This window comes from Lelliottia wanjuensis (genome assembly GCF_030238365.1).
In the GTDB taxonomy this organism is placed as follows: Bacteria; Pseudomonadota; Gammaproteobacteria; order Enterobacterales; family Enterobacteriaceae; genus Enterobacter; species Enterobacter wanjuensis.
The window spans coordinates 57,917-72,014 of sequence record NZ_JASSOT010000079.1; the positions used below are offsets into that span (position 1 = coordinate 57,917).

Below are 14,098 nucleotides of genomic sequence, written 5' to 3' on the forward strand. Positions count from 1 at the left end.
AATCACCATGAATCTGGCTGTAAAACAAAATGAACTTATACAAACAATGAATTGTGTCGCAAGCAAATACATGGAATGGAGCCTTGCCAAAGACCGATTTATCAGTGAAGTAATTAATTACTCATCGCAAATAAATTCGAATGTATTTTCGGGAAATTTGACAGAACGCGAAGCCATCGAAGCTCTTGATCTTGAAATTACATCCCTGAGAAGGCAGGATGATGAATTATCGAAAAGCCAGGTTAAACAGGTTATTCTCCTTCACCCAACATATCATGAGAGGACCAGAGGAAGCGGTGGAAGGGAAACCATAAATGTTGACCTGTTCATCGCTGGTGCTGGATTTATTGCCGGAGGATTACAGGTTGTCTCTGGAATTGGAATGATTAGCACAGGTGCAGGGATAATTCCAGGGGCATTATTGACAGCTCATGGGGTCAACAATCTTATTGAAAATGGCTATTATTTGCTTTATCGGCAAAGTTGCACCGGACCCTTACGTTTTGTTTATGAGGGATTGGGTGACCTATTTGGCTTGAATGCTAGAGATTCTGATATTTTTTATACTTTTGTAGATGTTGCTCTGTCAATAAATGGTTTACTCGAATATAAATTGACAGAGGATGCACAAAGACTCTACCGTTATATCAATGCAGATCTGCTTTGGGGTATGAAGAAAATGGGAGTGACTCTAATGGGGCCGGGTGATTTATTTATTGAGGTAGTCGGCGACCTGAATACAGTAGTAGGACAATGGAGAGCATATTAATGATCATTGATTTTGTTTTAGAGGCGCTTGGGAATAAAACAAATCTTTTATACATTGCTTTCTCACTGCTCGGATTGCATATTAACTTCACCATTGTAAATAAACTTTTAAAATCTGAAAACCCCGTATCCCATCTTTACGCGATCATCACATCAATGGCATTACCTTTATTCCATTTCTATGTATTTAATTTTGGAAGAATACCTTTTGTGGATATCTATATCTATAACAACATTCCACTTTATTACATTTCATTCGGTTTAGCGTGGTTAAGTTCATTACCCTACATTATCGCAAGAAAAATTCATTCATAGGAAACACCACTATTTCTAGCAATACAGAAAACCCATCATTATTCTCAAAATAAACAATCTAGAAATCTAAAGTATAAAACCACAATTTCACACTCAAAAAAATCACAACTCCACAATTTTTCCAACTTAATTAATATATTGCCGAATCATTCACTAATATTTTATTTCTCTTAAGGATAAATATATGTCATTGAAAGGACTCCGATTTACGCTAGATGTTGATGGTCAGTCATCTGATACATTCGCTGTAGTCAGTTTCTGGTTAAAGCAAAGACTCTCATTTCCATTTGTATTAGATGTTGATGTAGCGAGTAAATCCTTTAACCAAGAAGCGCAGAATTTATTAGAAAAAAAAGCAACACTAACCATTTGGCAGGGCCCAAAGGCTCTTCGCTATGTCACTGGTGTAGTCTCCAGTTTTGGAATGAAGGAAAATAATCGCTGGCAAATGCAGTATCGTTTTTGTATCCAGCCCCCTCTCTGGCGCTGCGGCCTGCGACAGAATTTCCGCATTTTTCAACAGCAAGATATCCAGACGATCTCTGCAACGCTTCTGGATGAGAGCGGGATTAGTGACTGGGAACCATCTTTTAATGCCAGCCACTCTTCCCGTGAATTCTGCGTGCAGTACGGCGAAACCGATCTGGCATTTTTATCACGTCTCTGGGCTGAAGAAGGCATCTTCTTTTATGACAAACACTTCCCTGGCGGCCCAAATCAGAAACTGATGCTGTGTGATGACGTGGCCAGCCTGTCTCCACTCAATGATACGATGCTCTTCAACCCAAATATAACGACTGAAGTGAGTCGTGAATGCATAAGTGAATTCCATTATGACGCAGGAGTTCGTCCTTCATCAGTTATGAGTAAAGATTTTACATTCAAAGTACCCGGCTGGAACGGCACATTTACCCAGCACGGCGAGAACCTGAATAATCAACTCACACAGTATGAAATCTATGACTATCCGGGGCGTTTCAAAGATGAGCAGCACGGGCAGGATTTTTCCCGTTATCAGATGGATGGTTTACGTAACAACGCTGAGACGGCCTACGGTCTCAGCAACTCCCCCAAACTATGGCCAGGTGCCAGCTTCGCGCTTGAAAATCATCCGCAAGAAACGCTTAACCGAAAATGGCAGGTTGTGCGGAGCACTATTGTAGGGCTGCAACCTCAGGCATTGCACGGAAACTCGGGCACGGGCACCACATTGAATAATCAATTTTCCGTCATCCCGGCAGACCGCACCTGGAGAGCTAAACCCCTCCCTAAACCCAAAGTCGACGGCCCGCAGAGCGCCATCGTCACCGGCCCTGCCGGAGAGGAAATCTTCTGCGACGAACATGGCCGCGTGCGTGTGCAGTTTCACTGGGACAGGTATAACCCTAAAGATGAGAGCAGTTCCTGCTGGGTGCGGGTATCGCAGGCGTGGGCAGGCGCAGGATTTGGCAACCTGGCTATTCCGCGCATCAACCAGGAAGTGATTGTCGATTTCCTCAACGGAGACCCGGACCAGCCCATCATTATGGGGCGCACCTATCACGCGGATAACACCTCCCCCGGTGGCCTGCCCGGCACCAAAACCCAGATGACTATCCGCTCGAAAACTTACATGGGCAGTGGGTTTAACGAGCTTCGTTTTGAAGATGCGACCGGCAAAGAGCAGGTCTACATCCATGCCCAGAAGGATATGGAAACCGAGGTGCTGCATGACCGAAAGACGACGGTAGACCACGATCACACTGAAACAGTGAAGAACAATCAGGCGATTACGGTCATCGTCGGTCAGACAGTGAATGTCGGCAGCAAAAAAGAAGGCGGTCATGATCAGAAAGTCACCGTTGCCAATGATCAGACCATCACCGTGCAGAACAACCAGACGCTGGATGTCACTGAGAATCGCACGAAAACCGTTGGCGGCGATCAGGAGAGCACTATCACCGGGAATGATACTGAAACCGTAATCAAGGATCAGCAAATCACCGTGAACAAGAGTTACTCACTCGAGGTTACGAACGCCGCCACCGTCCATTCTGCCGAGAAAATCGAGCTGAAGTGTGGCGCCAGCTCTATCACGCTGGAGGCTGGAGGGAAGGTCACTATTACCGGGACAGCATTTGAATTTACGGCAAGCGGTCCGGCCACTATCAAAGGCAAAGACGTTCTCATTAACTAAGGCGTGAAAAATGGAATTTCGTAATCTGACGCCGTTTTCAGTAATGGAATACGCCATGGATGACCAACAGAATGAGCGCCATCGTGTCGTTGTCATGAAAACCGGCTTCAAACTTAAGCAGGACGAGAGTGGACAATGGCAGCCACAACTGATGGAAAATCCTCCATTACCTTTATGCGTGGAGGATGAGTTTGTCGGGGAAATGAATAACTCCCCTGTGCTTCGTGAAAGCGACCTTGCCCCCTTTAAACCCGCCTGTGACATCATCATCAACGGAACCGCTTACACACCGGGCGGCGGCACCGTACCAGATATGACAGCGGGCGTGCTGATGCGTTCACCCACGGATGAAGTCATTCTGGACAAAAAATTACGGGTGACGGGTAAACGTTTTTACCAGCGTCATTCACTCACGGGCCAATGGAGTGAAACAGAACCCGAGCCGTTCACCTCCCTGCCACTGGATTACCGCCATGCCTTTGGCGGCGAATGTCGCGTGGTGGCTGACAGTAAGTATGCCAGCCGAATCCCTGAAAAATACCGCCTTACCGAGGCCCAGCTCCGCGAATATCCTGACCAGGATCACCCGCCACTGGCGCATATCGCCTGCGAAGTGAATCCGCTGGGGCTGGGTTATACGCAGCCGTGGTACCTGAAAGCCTGTGACATTCACCAGGTTGAAGCGCCGCGTATTATCGCCACTGACAGTCAGTTCACCCTTGGTCATTTTGTTGCCTGCCTGGACGGAAAAGCCGACAGGTCTGCGCCTCAATTTCAGCCTGCGGGTTTTGGCTGTATCAGCCGAACCTGGTTGCCGCGTCTGCCGCTGGCTGGCACTTATGACCGGGAATGGCTGGAAAACCGCCATCCCAACCTGCCTGATGATTTCAATTTTAGTTACTGGAACAGCGCACCGGGCAATCAGCAAATTCCCTTTCCTGAACCCAGTTCAACAATCACCCTCCAGGGGCTGCATCCTGATGGGGAGATCACCTTCACGCTGCCCGCAAACCAGGCCGTTATTTTGCTGCGGATGAATACGGGGGCGTTAGCACCCCAGAAAATGTGGGTCGACACATTAGTCATTGATACCGATGCTCTCACGGTAGCGCAGACATGGCGTTATTTGCTGCCAGCCAATTCGCCAGTGCGGGCAATGGAAGCACGCTACAGCATGGAAGGAGAATCAATATGGCGCTGAATTATATCGCACGTCAGGATGCGTCGTGGACGGTAGTCAGCACCACGCCGGACGTCTGTAAAACCCCGATGGGGCCAGCGACCCCGCCTGTCCCCTATCCGGTTACTGCCGATATGGTGAGTTCAGTGCTGACGGTGCCTGACGTGCTGGCTAACGACTGCCCGGTACTGGTGCTGAATCAGAGCTTTATTCCCAAAACCAAAGGTGATGAACCTGGTGTCGCTAAAGGCATTAAAAGCGGCACCGTGGGGGATATCTGTGAGCCGCTGGAGTCTAGCACCACAGTGCGTGTCGGAGGAAAACCGGTTCTGCGGCACCTCGATAAGTTCTGGATGAATGCCCGCAATACAACGGGAATTATTTTGGGTCAACCTCCTGCCGCCAGCGTGCCTGCCAGTCAGGCCGATCCGGCTGTGGTGCCCGAAACAGCAGAAGAACAAAGCTACATTAATGGCCTGATAAATCACTACAGGCAACAAGCGGAGTCACAGCCTGACGACGATCAGGCAAGGGAAGCCTTTAAGGATTTTACGACTGACCATACGCCAGACGGGGTGATGAACAGCCAGCAAATCGGTGCAATGCTCTATGCGTCCGGTTACTACAACACGACTCCGGAAGCTGCACGGAACGCGGCAGAACAGATTGGGGGGGAGGCTCTCGAGACCTATAATGCAGCGGATACCCCTCAAAACAGGGCATTGATGACTGTAGCACAAAGTCTGGTCATGGGCTTTGCGCTAAGAACAGCCGGTAGTGCAACAATGGACGGCGCCAATATCAGCGGAAAAATCAAAGCGCTGGAAGGCGAAGGAGAAGGTGTTTTCAGCGGCATGTGCACCAAACCCGGTGACCCCGTCGATGCCGGAACCGGTGATTTTCTCCAGCATTTCAGCGTCCTTTCCCTGCCCGGTTCACTTCCCCTGTCACTTTCCCGCTTTTATCGCTCAAAGGCAAAAGGCAGCGGTATTTTCGGGCCTAAATGGACCGATGAGTGGTCATGCTCACTGACCCTGCACGGTGATAATCTGCACTTCGCTGATGCCGAAGGGGTGGTGCTCTATTATCCCATTCCGCAGGACGGCATTTTCCGTGATGCAGTAAATGGCCGTCAGGCCCACTACCGGCTTTCCGGCAGTCTGCACGACGGGCTGTCACTCTTCGACCGCCGTTCACAGCAGACGCAACAATTTACGCTGACGCAAAATGGCACCTGTCGGCTCTCCGCGCTGCACGACCGTCACGGCAACCGGGCTGATTTCCTTTACACCGGCGATTTGCTGACGGCCATCCACCATAGCGACGGCTATACGCTCGAACTTGACTGGCAACAGTCCCGGTTAATGAACATCGACCTCGCAACCCCGCTGCGCCAGCGCATGGTCACCTGCCAGTACGACGAGCAGGGTTTTCTCGCCGAATGTGACACCTTCCAGTTTACCCATCTGTGGCATGAGTACTCGCCTGAAGGCTTTATGACGCGCTGGCGAGACACCGATAAAACCTGTGTCGATATTGGCTATGACGCACAGGGCCGGGCCATCAGCACGCTGTCAACGGAAGGCTACTACGATGACCGTTTCGTCTATGACGACGAAGAGCGCTGCACCACTTACCTTGATGCCGAAGGCGGCGAAACCCGCTACTGGTATAACGACGACGGACTCGTCACCCGCAGCATCGACCCGCTGGGGCGCGAAGAGCACTCCGTCTGGGACAACACCCGACTTCAGTCCCGCACCGACGCACTCGGGCGCATCACAAAATATGATTACAACCGTGAAGGAGGCATCCGTCAGGTCGCCCTCCCGGGCGGTTACAGTCTGTATTACGACTACAACGAAAACGGACAGCTGACCCGCCTGAGAGCCCCGGGCGACCAGGTGTGGCGGTGGGACTACGACGACAACGGCAGCGTGGTCATTCTCACCGACCCGCAGGGCCGCAAGCAGCAGTTCAGCCACAGCGCACAGGGCGACCTGCTGACCCATATCCTGCCCAATGGCGCCACCTGGGTATGGCATCATGATGCCCTGCATCAGGTTCAGGAAACCGTAGCCCCTGATGGCGGTGTCACTCACACCGAAACCGATTTTCTCGGCCGCCTGCTAAGCGTGAAAGACCCGCTGGGTTTCACCACACAGTTCCGTCACAGTAAAACCCACGCGGGGCCACAGGGCAGCGTTGAGGAAATCAACCGCCCCGACGGCGTACGCGAGCTGATGCAACAGAACAGCGAGAAACTGCCGGAGAGCTTCACCGATGGTGAAGGGAAAACCACCCGATATGAATACGGTGCCTTTGACCTGCTGACCGCTATCATCCGCCCGGACGGCGAACGACTGACATGTCGCTACGACAGGCTCACCCGTTTAACAGAAATCACCAGTGCAGCAGGAGAGAGCTACAGGCTGGAATACGACAAAGCCGGGCAGCTCATTGCAGAAACCGACTTCACCGGCCGCACGTTGTGCTATGAATACGACGCCGCAGGTCGCTGCATCCGCACCACCTTCCCGGATGGCACGCATCTCAACCGCCGCTATAACGTGACCGACCAGCTCACCGATGAAGAGGTCACGCGCGATGATAATGCCCGCATCCTCAGCGCCACGTCTTTTCGCTACGACACCCTGTGCCGACTGGTCGAGGCTAAAAATAACGATGCCACCGTCACGTACGAGTACGATGAGGCCGGACGTCTTGCCGCTGAAACCCTCAACGGCAGGCGCACCGAGTACGGCTACAATGAACAACGTGATTTTGTCACGCAATGCACCACTGGCGGAATTACAGAGCGCTTCACCCGCGGCCTGATGGGTGAACTGAAAGCCTGGCAGCTTAACGACCACGCCCCGCTCACGTTTGAGCACGACCTGCGTAGCCAGGAAATATCGCGTTGCAGTGACGCCGGGTTTTATCAGCAACGCGGCTACACACCAGCCGGCATGCTGACCACGCTAAAGGCCGGAGACCAGAACGCCGGGCCGCATGACCGGAACAAAATCCTGACGCGGGAATGGTTGTACGACAAAGCGTACAACCTGACGATGATATCCGACTCGCTGCGCGGTACTGCCGTTCACACACTGACGGCGAACGACCAGATAAGCCACGCCACCTGGACCGGCAACCGCCACATCCCGATGCATGAGGAGCGATTCACTTACGACAAAAACCTCAACATCACACGCCGCCAGACCTGGGTCAATGAGGTGCTGGAGAGTGAAGCGCACCAGCAGCAACAGCACGGGCGGATCAGCACCCGCGAATGCAAGAGCTGGCGGCACAGCACCCACCGTATCAATCCGGATACCGGCAAACCCGAAGAAGGGAAATTTGTCCGGGTCGTAAATGCCCATGGCGTCATCTGGAAATACGATGTAAATGGTCGTCTGGTTGAAAAGTTAGTCGACAAAGGTGGGTACCGTCCGCTGCAGTGGCGCTACCGCTGGGATGCCAGAAGCCAGTTAACCGGTCTCGAGACTCCGGAAGGGGAACGCTGGGAGTATAAATACGACCCATTTGGCAGACGTATCAGCAAGCGCTGCACCAACCGCGACAAACCGGGGATGGATTTTCACTGGGACGGTGATCGGTTAACGGCGGAAATCCCGGTGGGTGCGGAAGGCCAGCCGGAGCCTGAAAATGCCATCCGCTGGCTGTACGAGCCGGGCAGCTTCACTCCGTTGGCTCATTACGAAAAGGGGATACTTTATTATGCCGTAACCGACATCACCGGACATATTCAGGAACTCCTGACCGAAGACGGGACCATAGTCTGGCAGGGAAAACAGCAGCTCTGGGGCCGGGAAGAAGGCATCAACAAAGACGATGCGCCCGTCTGCCGCCTGCGATTTCCGGGCCAGTACGAGGACGAAGAATCCGGATTGCACTACAACCGTTTTCGGTACTATGATGCGCAGACGGCACAGTATCTGAGTCCGGACCCGATAGGGCTTTCGGGTGGAGTGAATCCATACGGGTATGTGGCGAATCCGCTGAGGTGGGTTGATCCGCTGGGGCTGGCTTGTTGTCCTCCCAAATATGGGTCAAGAAATGAGGCGTTCAGAGCGGCGAAAAGAGATGCAGGAATACCAATGAATCAACAACCAGATAGATTATTCAATTCTAAAACTGGATTCTTTGGTGATCATCGAAATGTACCATTGACTGACTCCAGAAAAAAACCGATTTTTGATAGCAATGGTAATCAAGTCTGGACAAGAGAATATCAATTTACCCAGCCAAATGGGGATAAAATTATTATCCAAGATCATTCAGATGGACACTCTTATCCTAACGGAATAGGAAATCAAGGCTCGCATATAAATGTAAGACCAATGGACAATACCCGAACAGGCTCAGTTCCTGGTACACTTGATCATTATGAATTTTGAGGAGAGTGGCATGCTCTGGAATGATATTGATGGTAGTATATTGTTTAACAAGGTTTTTACCAAACCTATCGAAGTAAGAAAAATCGATATTTTCGATATAAAAATAGATCGTGAAGCTGCTACGGTAATAATATCTTTTGATCTAATTGATGAATTACCAGACAACCCACCTCCAAAATGGACAAAAGGTTATAACAGATGTAGATGTGGCTTAAATTGCAGTGGGGTAAACCATTTAAAAATAGAAGGGATGTCCACAGAGATGCCAGCAAATATAACTATAGGCATGCATACTAAAAATAATGAAGTAATAATAAAGGGACGTTCTATCTTTTTAAATTTGAAGTGTTCTCACATACAACTGATGGGACCATCAGTATATATCAGCCAATGAATAAATCCGGGTGAGAATTTAGCTCTCCCCGGTTTTTTATTATCCTCAAGTCACTAAGCAACCATTTTTATCATCCCATTAACCACCTTTTTAACCTGAGAAGACAGATATGAATGGCCGTAATATATTGGATGCTAATCAAAAGTCAATCTATACAACAGAATATACATATTCTCGCCCAGATAGTTCTAAAATTACTCTTGAGGAACACTCTGCCGGTCATACATATGGTTCGCCGGGAATTCTAGGTAATCAAGGGCAGCATTTTGACCCATGTCCACTAGTTCCCGAAACTTGAAATACCTCCAGAAATAGCTCTATTGATGGAATGCCGGACACTACGAATTCCCAAGATGTCAGTAATTATGTTTTTCGATTACGCACATGGAAAAGAAAAAATCACTCATAATCAATTTGATGCAACTGAACCGACAACGACAAAACATCAAGACCGGTATGATCACCCCACAAAACCGAGGAGAGGTGAATGACTTTAAACGATGAAATTAGATTGCAAATTACAAAACTCCCGGATGCTCCAGAAATAATTGATAACTGGGAACCTATTGCTGATTCACTATCCGGAATGTTCAACTGGGTGGGTTCAAAAATCGATTGGAAAAAAACGATTAAACATATGCATCAAGAACTTGGGGAGGATAAAAAATGTTGGCCTTCTTTAGTTAAAAAATTCTCCTGTAAATATCTGAGGGATTTCATTTATAACTCAGAAAAAATCCATTACATCAATGATTCATCATTGGATTTTGCTCTGGCAATATCAGTCGATAAAATTGATACAATGTTTGATTTATTAATAGAGCATGTCCCTCAACATCATTACTTTTTTAATCTGGATACTAAATGGTGTTTTGTAATTAGCTCAGAAGGTTATTTGGATTTTGGATTTTCCAATTAGATTCATTAAATAATAACGAACAGCTTGCTGATAAATTCGCAAGCTTAAACCCACACTATTGATATTCTCCTGCACAAGCTGCAAAAGCTACAAAAGCTACAAAAGCAGTTAATTGGGAGTGGAATAACACTGTACGCAAACAGCCACGACGTATAAATAAAGCACCCATTGACTTTATGCTGCAGGACAGCTGAAGCCGATTACGTTATGAAATGTCACAACTACACTACACCGTGACCGACTTCACCGACTGTCTTTAGGAACTATTGATCAAAGACGGGACCATTGCCTGGCAGGGAAAACAGCAGCTCTGGGGCCGGGAAGAAGGCATCAACAAAGACGATGCGCCCGTCTGCCGCCTGCGTTTTCCGGGGCAGTATGAGGATGAAGAGTCCGGGTTGTACTACAACCGTTTTCGGTACTACGAAGAGGAGACTGGGGAGTACATTTCGGCCGACCCGATAGGGCTTGCGGGGGGAATGAGCCCCTATAGTTACGTTAATGATCCGCTGAAATTTTTGGACCCATTGGGGTAATGTAAAACGGATATCACTGACAAAGCTTCGAAGTGGCAAGGTAAAGGTGATTATCCTGGAGTTGATGATTGGCAAATTGCAAAAAGGCGATACTATCTACGGCGCCGTCCCGAGACAATCTGAATTTTATTTGTCAGGCGCTAGCTTAGAGATTGCTGGAGGTTAAAGAGTTGCTCTTGGAAAAATAACACAGGTTAAGCCTCATGATATCTATGGCTACATACCACAAGTGCAGACGTATGAGGTTTTACAGGATACTAAGATAGCTACTTCAACCGCTAAAGCTAACCCTCATTTTGGTGAAGGTGGGGCCACTCAGTATTTTGTAGAAGACTTCCCGTCAGTATTACGTCCAACTGAAAATCCAATAGGATTAGAGTAATCATGAGAATAGATGACATTGAGGTTTGTCACCCAATAACTGAATTAGTTTCTTTTTTAATAAAGAATGATTTCACAATCATTGAACAAAAAATTGCTGATTATCATTTTCATGAAGTTATTATAAAAATTAAAAAAGACTCGTCACCTAAAGCATTGAACATTAGTATTGAAAAAATAAGCCAACCAAAACCGGGGACATTTTTCTGCGAATGTCACTGGTCTAGCGTAATAATTGAATGACTATCTTAAATGCATGGTAAAAAGCCGGAAAGATTATCAAACATCTCCGGCTTTATATTATCCCCATCCCGCTAACCAACCAGTTCTTTCATCCCTTTAACCACCTTCTTAACCTGACAAAGCTCAGCCCGCAGAGCCTGCACCTCGCTGCTGCCAGCAATAATCGTCAGACATTTCTTTAATATTTTCATCGTCACCCAGTCCAGGTATCAAATCCCACTTACTTCGGCCAGTAATCTTTAAAGGTGAAGCGAGAAATAACGCGTCTGGAAGGTGCGCAGATCGGCACCGCGCAAGGATATCCCGCCCCCACCACACTCTCCATTTCCCCCCCCTCCCAATATCCCTTACTATACCCCTCATACTTTATTTCTGTCTGGATACCATGAGCCTACCGCAAACCACCCTTGCCGAATCCGTCACGCAGCATATTGCCTGTCGTATTCTTCACGGCGACCTCCATCCGGGGCGCTCGTTGCCCGGCGAAAATGAACTGGCGGGCGAATACGGGGTTTCGCGCACATCTGTGCGTAATGCGCTGCAGTTCCTGGCCGCCAAGGGGCTCATCACGATTCAGCCCAAAAAACGCACCACGGTGAATAACCGTGAGATGTGGAACCTGCTCGATGCCGATGTTCTGAACTGGCTGGCGGAAGGGGAAGTTGGGCCGGAGCTGGTCGAGCAGCTGATGGTGGCGCGACTCATTTTTGAACCTGACGTAGCGACCCTCGCCGCGCTGAACGCTACGGGCCACGATCTTGCCGCGCTGGAAGATGCGCTGAGCCTGATGCGCCGCGGGCAAACCGAAGCGGAACGGGCATTATTTGAAGAAGGCGATCTCGCTTTCCATCAGGCGCTGCTTCGCGCGACCCACAACCCTTTCCTCCTCGCACTTGGTAATGCCCTCTCTGCGGCGATGGTGCTGTCATTCCGCCAGACGCTGGAAAAAGACGTTCGCGATTCCCACGCTGCCGTTGACGATCATTTTTTGTTGTTTGAAAACATTCGCTTAAAACAACCAGATGGCGCTCGTCAGCAGATGCGCACCATTCTGATCAACGCCGCCAGAAAGCATCTCTGGAAAGATCTGCCGGAACTCTTCAACTTTATCTCCTGATCATTCCTTAAAATAATTTCGATCTTCCTCACAGATCGTGGGGATTTTTTGCTCTAGCATTCTTGTATTACAAGATTGCATGGGTTGTATTACCTGATATGAGCAGATACTGGATTGCCATCGACTGGGGCACCACCAACTTCCGCGCATTCCTGATGAACCAGGTGCAGCGGATAGATCAGATTAACCACCCTCGCGGGTTGTTATCGGTGGAAAACACGCAGTTTGGCCCCACGCTTTACGCCATGCTCCAGCCGTGGCTTGAGCAATATGGAAAATTACCTGTCGTGATGGCTGGCATGGTGGGATCGCAGCAGGGCTGGCATGAAGTTCCGTATGCGCCGCAACCCTGCGGAGCCCGCGATCTGCTCGCACGCACTCACACCTTCACCACATCCTGGGGCAGTCCGGCGTGGATCATTCCCGGCGTCAGCGGCACCAGCCATTTCGCCCAGCCGGACGTGATGCGCGGCGAAGAAGTGCAGCTTCTCGGTCTGTGCCAGTTACACCCCGCGACTCACCATTTTGCCCTGCTGCCCGGCACGCACAGCAAACATGCTCAGCTCGTTGAGGGAAAAATATCTGTCTTCTCAACGTTTATGACCGGCGAGATCTTCTCGCTTCTGAGCCAGCGCTCTCTCCTCGGCAAAGATTTGCCAGAGCAGCAGGAAGACAACGCCGCGTACCTGCTCGGTGTTCAAACCGCCCTTCGCGGCGCGCCCTTTACGCATCTTATTTTCTCTGCCCGCACGCGCCGTCTGGCAGGGGAAATCGCGACGTCGCATGTCCACAGCTATCTCTCCGGTCTGACGATTGGTCACGAACTGCTGGCGATACCGGCCGGACAGCAGGCGTGGGTTGTCGGCAGCCCTGCGCTCACCGCGCGCTATCAGCTGGCCGCCTCGCTGATGGATCTGCAACTCACGCCGGTCAACGGTGACGACTGCTTTATCCGTGGCCTGAGCCACCTCTTCTCCCTGATTCAAGGAATCGCATAATGGATCCGAAGACGTTTTCGACCCGCTGGAAACAGGAGCCGCTGCCGCTGGTCGCCATCCTGCGCGGTATCACACCGGCACAGGCCTGCGAAGCAGCAGACATTTTACTGAGCTGCGGTTTTCACTGGCTGGAAGTCCCGCTGAATAGCCCTGAGCCGCTTGAATCCATCCGACTGATGCGCAAAACCGTCGGCAGTCAGGGATTTGTCGGCGCGGGTACGGTCCTCACCGTTGAGCAGGTCGATCAGGTTGCCGACTGCGGTGGTCAGCTGATCATCTCGCCAAACTGCGATCCCGAGGTCATTCGCCACTCGGTGAAACGCGGGTTGATCAGCATGCCGGGCGTGATGACGCCGAGCGAGGCGTTTAGCGCCATCGCCAGCGGTGCCAGTGCGCTAAAACTGTTCCCCGCCGAACATGTCACCCCAGCGATCACCAAAGCGTTCCGCGCCGTGGTGCCTCATGACGTGGCCTGTCTGCCGGTGGGCGGTATTCAGCCGGACGCCGCACAGATGCGCAGCTATATCCAGGCTGGTGCGAACGGTTTTGGTCTCGGCGGCGGGCTGTATCAGGCCGGTATGAGTATGAATTTACTGCGTGAGCGCGCCCAGGCTTATCAGAAAGCCTGGCGTGAGTGCGCGGAGTAATCC

General features: G+C 50.2%; 11 protein-coding genes. All 11 read left to right on the plus strand.

Annotation, left to right across the window (positions count from 1 at the left end):
• Nucleotides 1-7 precede the first annotated feature (7 nt).
• The 11 genes from QQF33_RS24290 to QQF33_RS24335 all read left to right on the plus strand — a co-directional run bounded on the left by QQF33_RS24290 (nt 8) and on the right by QQF33_RS24335 (nt 14,095).
• Nucleotides 8-769, plus strand: a complete 762-nt coding sequence (locus QQF33_RS24290; RefSeq protein ID WP_285158750.1) for a DUF4225 domain-containing protein — start codon at nt 8-10, stop codon at nt 767-769.
• A 498-nt stretch (nt 770-1,267) separates the two neighbouring features.
• Nucleotides 1,268-3,259: a type VI secretion system Vgr family protein gene (gene tssI / locus QQF33_RS24295; protein ID WP_285158751.1), complete on the plus strand. Its 1,992-nt coding sequence runs from the start codon at nt 1,268-1,270 to the stop codon at nt 3,257-3,259.
• Between the two features lie 10 nt (nt 3,260-3,269).
• Nucleotides 3,270-4,460 carry a DUF2169 family type VI secretion system accessory protein gene (locus QQF33_RS24300; RefSeq protein ID WP_285158752.1) on the plus strand — a complete coding sequence of 397 codons (1,191 nt, stop codon included), beginning with the start codon at nt 3,270-3,272 and terminating at the stop codon, nt 4,458-4,460.
• Nucleotides 4,451-8,860, plus strand: a complete 4,410-nt coding sequence (locus tag QQF33_RS24305; RefSeq protein ID WP_285158753.1) for a PAAR-like domain-containing protein — start codon at nt 4,451-4,453, stop codon at nt 8,858-8,860. The genes QQF33_RS24300 and QQF33_RS24305 overlap by 10 nt, the downstream gene beginning before the upstream one ends.
• 10 nt (nt 8,861-8,870) lie before the next feature.
• Nucleotides 8,871-9,254, plus strand: a complete 384-nt coding sequence (locus QQF33_RS24310; protein WP_285158754.1) for an Imm50 family immunity protein — start codon at nt 8,871-8,873, stop codon at nt 9,252-9,254.
• A 109-nt stretch (nt 9,255-9,363) separates the two neighbouring features.
• Entirely contained in the window at nt 9,364-9,552 is a 189-nt protein-coding gene (locus QQF33_RS25825; protein WP_350319021.1) for an HNH/endonuclease VII fold putative polymorphic toxin, read from the plus strand.
• A gap of 189 nt (nt 9,553-9,741) precedes the next feature.
• Nucleotides 9,742-10,173: a type IV secretion protein Rhs gene (locus QQF33_RS24315; RefSeq protein ID WP_285158755.1), complete on the plus strand. Its 432-nt coding sequence runs from the start codon at nt 9,742-9,744 to the stop codon at nt 10,171-10,173.
• A 266-nt stretch (nt 10,174-10,439) separates the two neighbouring features.
• A complete protein-coding gene (locus QQF33_RS24320) occupies nt 10,440-10,709 on the plus strand; it encodes an RHS repeat-associated core domain-containing protein (RefSeq protein WP_285158756.1) in 270 nt (89 codons plus the stop codon).
• Between the two features lie 1,009 nt (nt 10,710-11,718).
• Entirely contained in the window at nt 11,719-12,450 is a 732-nt protein-coding gene (locus QQF33_RS24325; RefSeq protein ID WP_285143935.1) for a FadR/GntR family transcriptional regulator, read from the plus strand.
• A 98-nt stretch (nt 12,451-12,548) separates the two neighbouring features.
• The gene (locus QQF33_RS24330; RefSeq protein ID WP_285158758.1) at nt 12,549-13,448 is read left to right on the plus strand and encodes a 2-dehydro-3-deoxygalactonokinase; all 900 of its coding nucleotides are present in this window, start codon (nt 12,549-12,551) and stop codon (nt 13,446-13,448) included.
• Complete coding sequence (locus QQF33_RS24335) at nt 13,448-14,095, plus strand: 2-dehydro-3-deoxy-6-phosphogalactonate aldolase (protein ID WP_285158759.1); 648 nt, start codon at nt 13,448-13,450, stop codon at nt 14,093-14,095. The genes QQF33_RS24330 and QQF33_RS24335 overlap by 1 nt, the downstream gene beginning before the upstream one ends.
• The last annotated feature ends 3 nt before the right edge of the window (nt 14,096-14,098 follow it).

Excerpts from the sequence above, each read along its gene's own strand:
- QQF33_RS25825 (WP_350319021.1), top strand. The coding sequence starts at position 9,364 with ATGAATGGCCGTAATATATTGGATGCTAATCAAAAGTCAATCTATACA.
- QQF33_RS24315 (WP_285158755.1), top strand. The coding sequence starts at position 9,742 with ATGACTTTAAACGATGAAATTAGATTGCAAATTACAAAACTCCCGGAT.
- QQF33_RS24305 (WP_285158753.1), top strand. The coding sequence starts at position 4,451 with ATGGCGCTGAATTATATCGCACGTCAGGATGCGTCGTGGACGGTAGTC.
- QQF33_RS24310 (WP_285158754.1), top strand. The coding sequence starts at position 8,871 with ATGCTCTGGAATGATATTGATGGTAGTATATTGTTTAACAAGGTTTTT.
- tssI (WP_285158751.1), top strand. The coding sequence starts at position 1,268 with ATGTCATTGAAAGGACTCCGATTTACGCTAGATGTTGATGGTCAGTCA.
- QQF33_RS24330 (WP_285158758.1), top strand. The coding sequence starts at position 12,549 with ATGAGCAGATACTGGATTGCCATCGACTGGGGCACCACCAACTTCCGC.
- QQF33_RS24335 (WP_285158759.1), top strand. The coding sequence starts at position 13,448 with ATGGATCCGAAGACGTTTTCGACCCGCTGGAAACAGGAGCCGCTGCCG.
- QQF33_RS24300 (WP_285158752.1), top strand. The coding sequence starts at position 3,270 with ATGGAATTTCGTAATCTGACGCCGTTTTCAGTAATGGAATACGCCATG.
- QQF33_RS24325 (WP_285143935.1), top strand. The coding sequence starts at position 11,719 with ATGAGCCTACCGCAAACCACCCTTGCCGAATCCGTCACGCAGCATATT.
- QQF33_RS24290 (WP_285158750.1), top strand. The coding sequence starts at position 8 with ATGAATCTGGCTGTAAAACAAAATGAACTTATACAAACAATGAATTGT.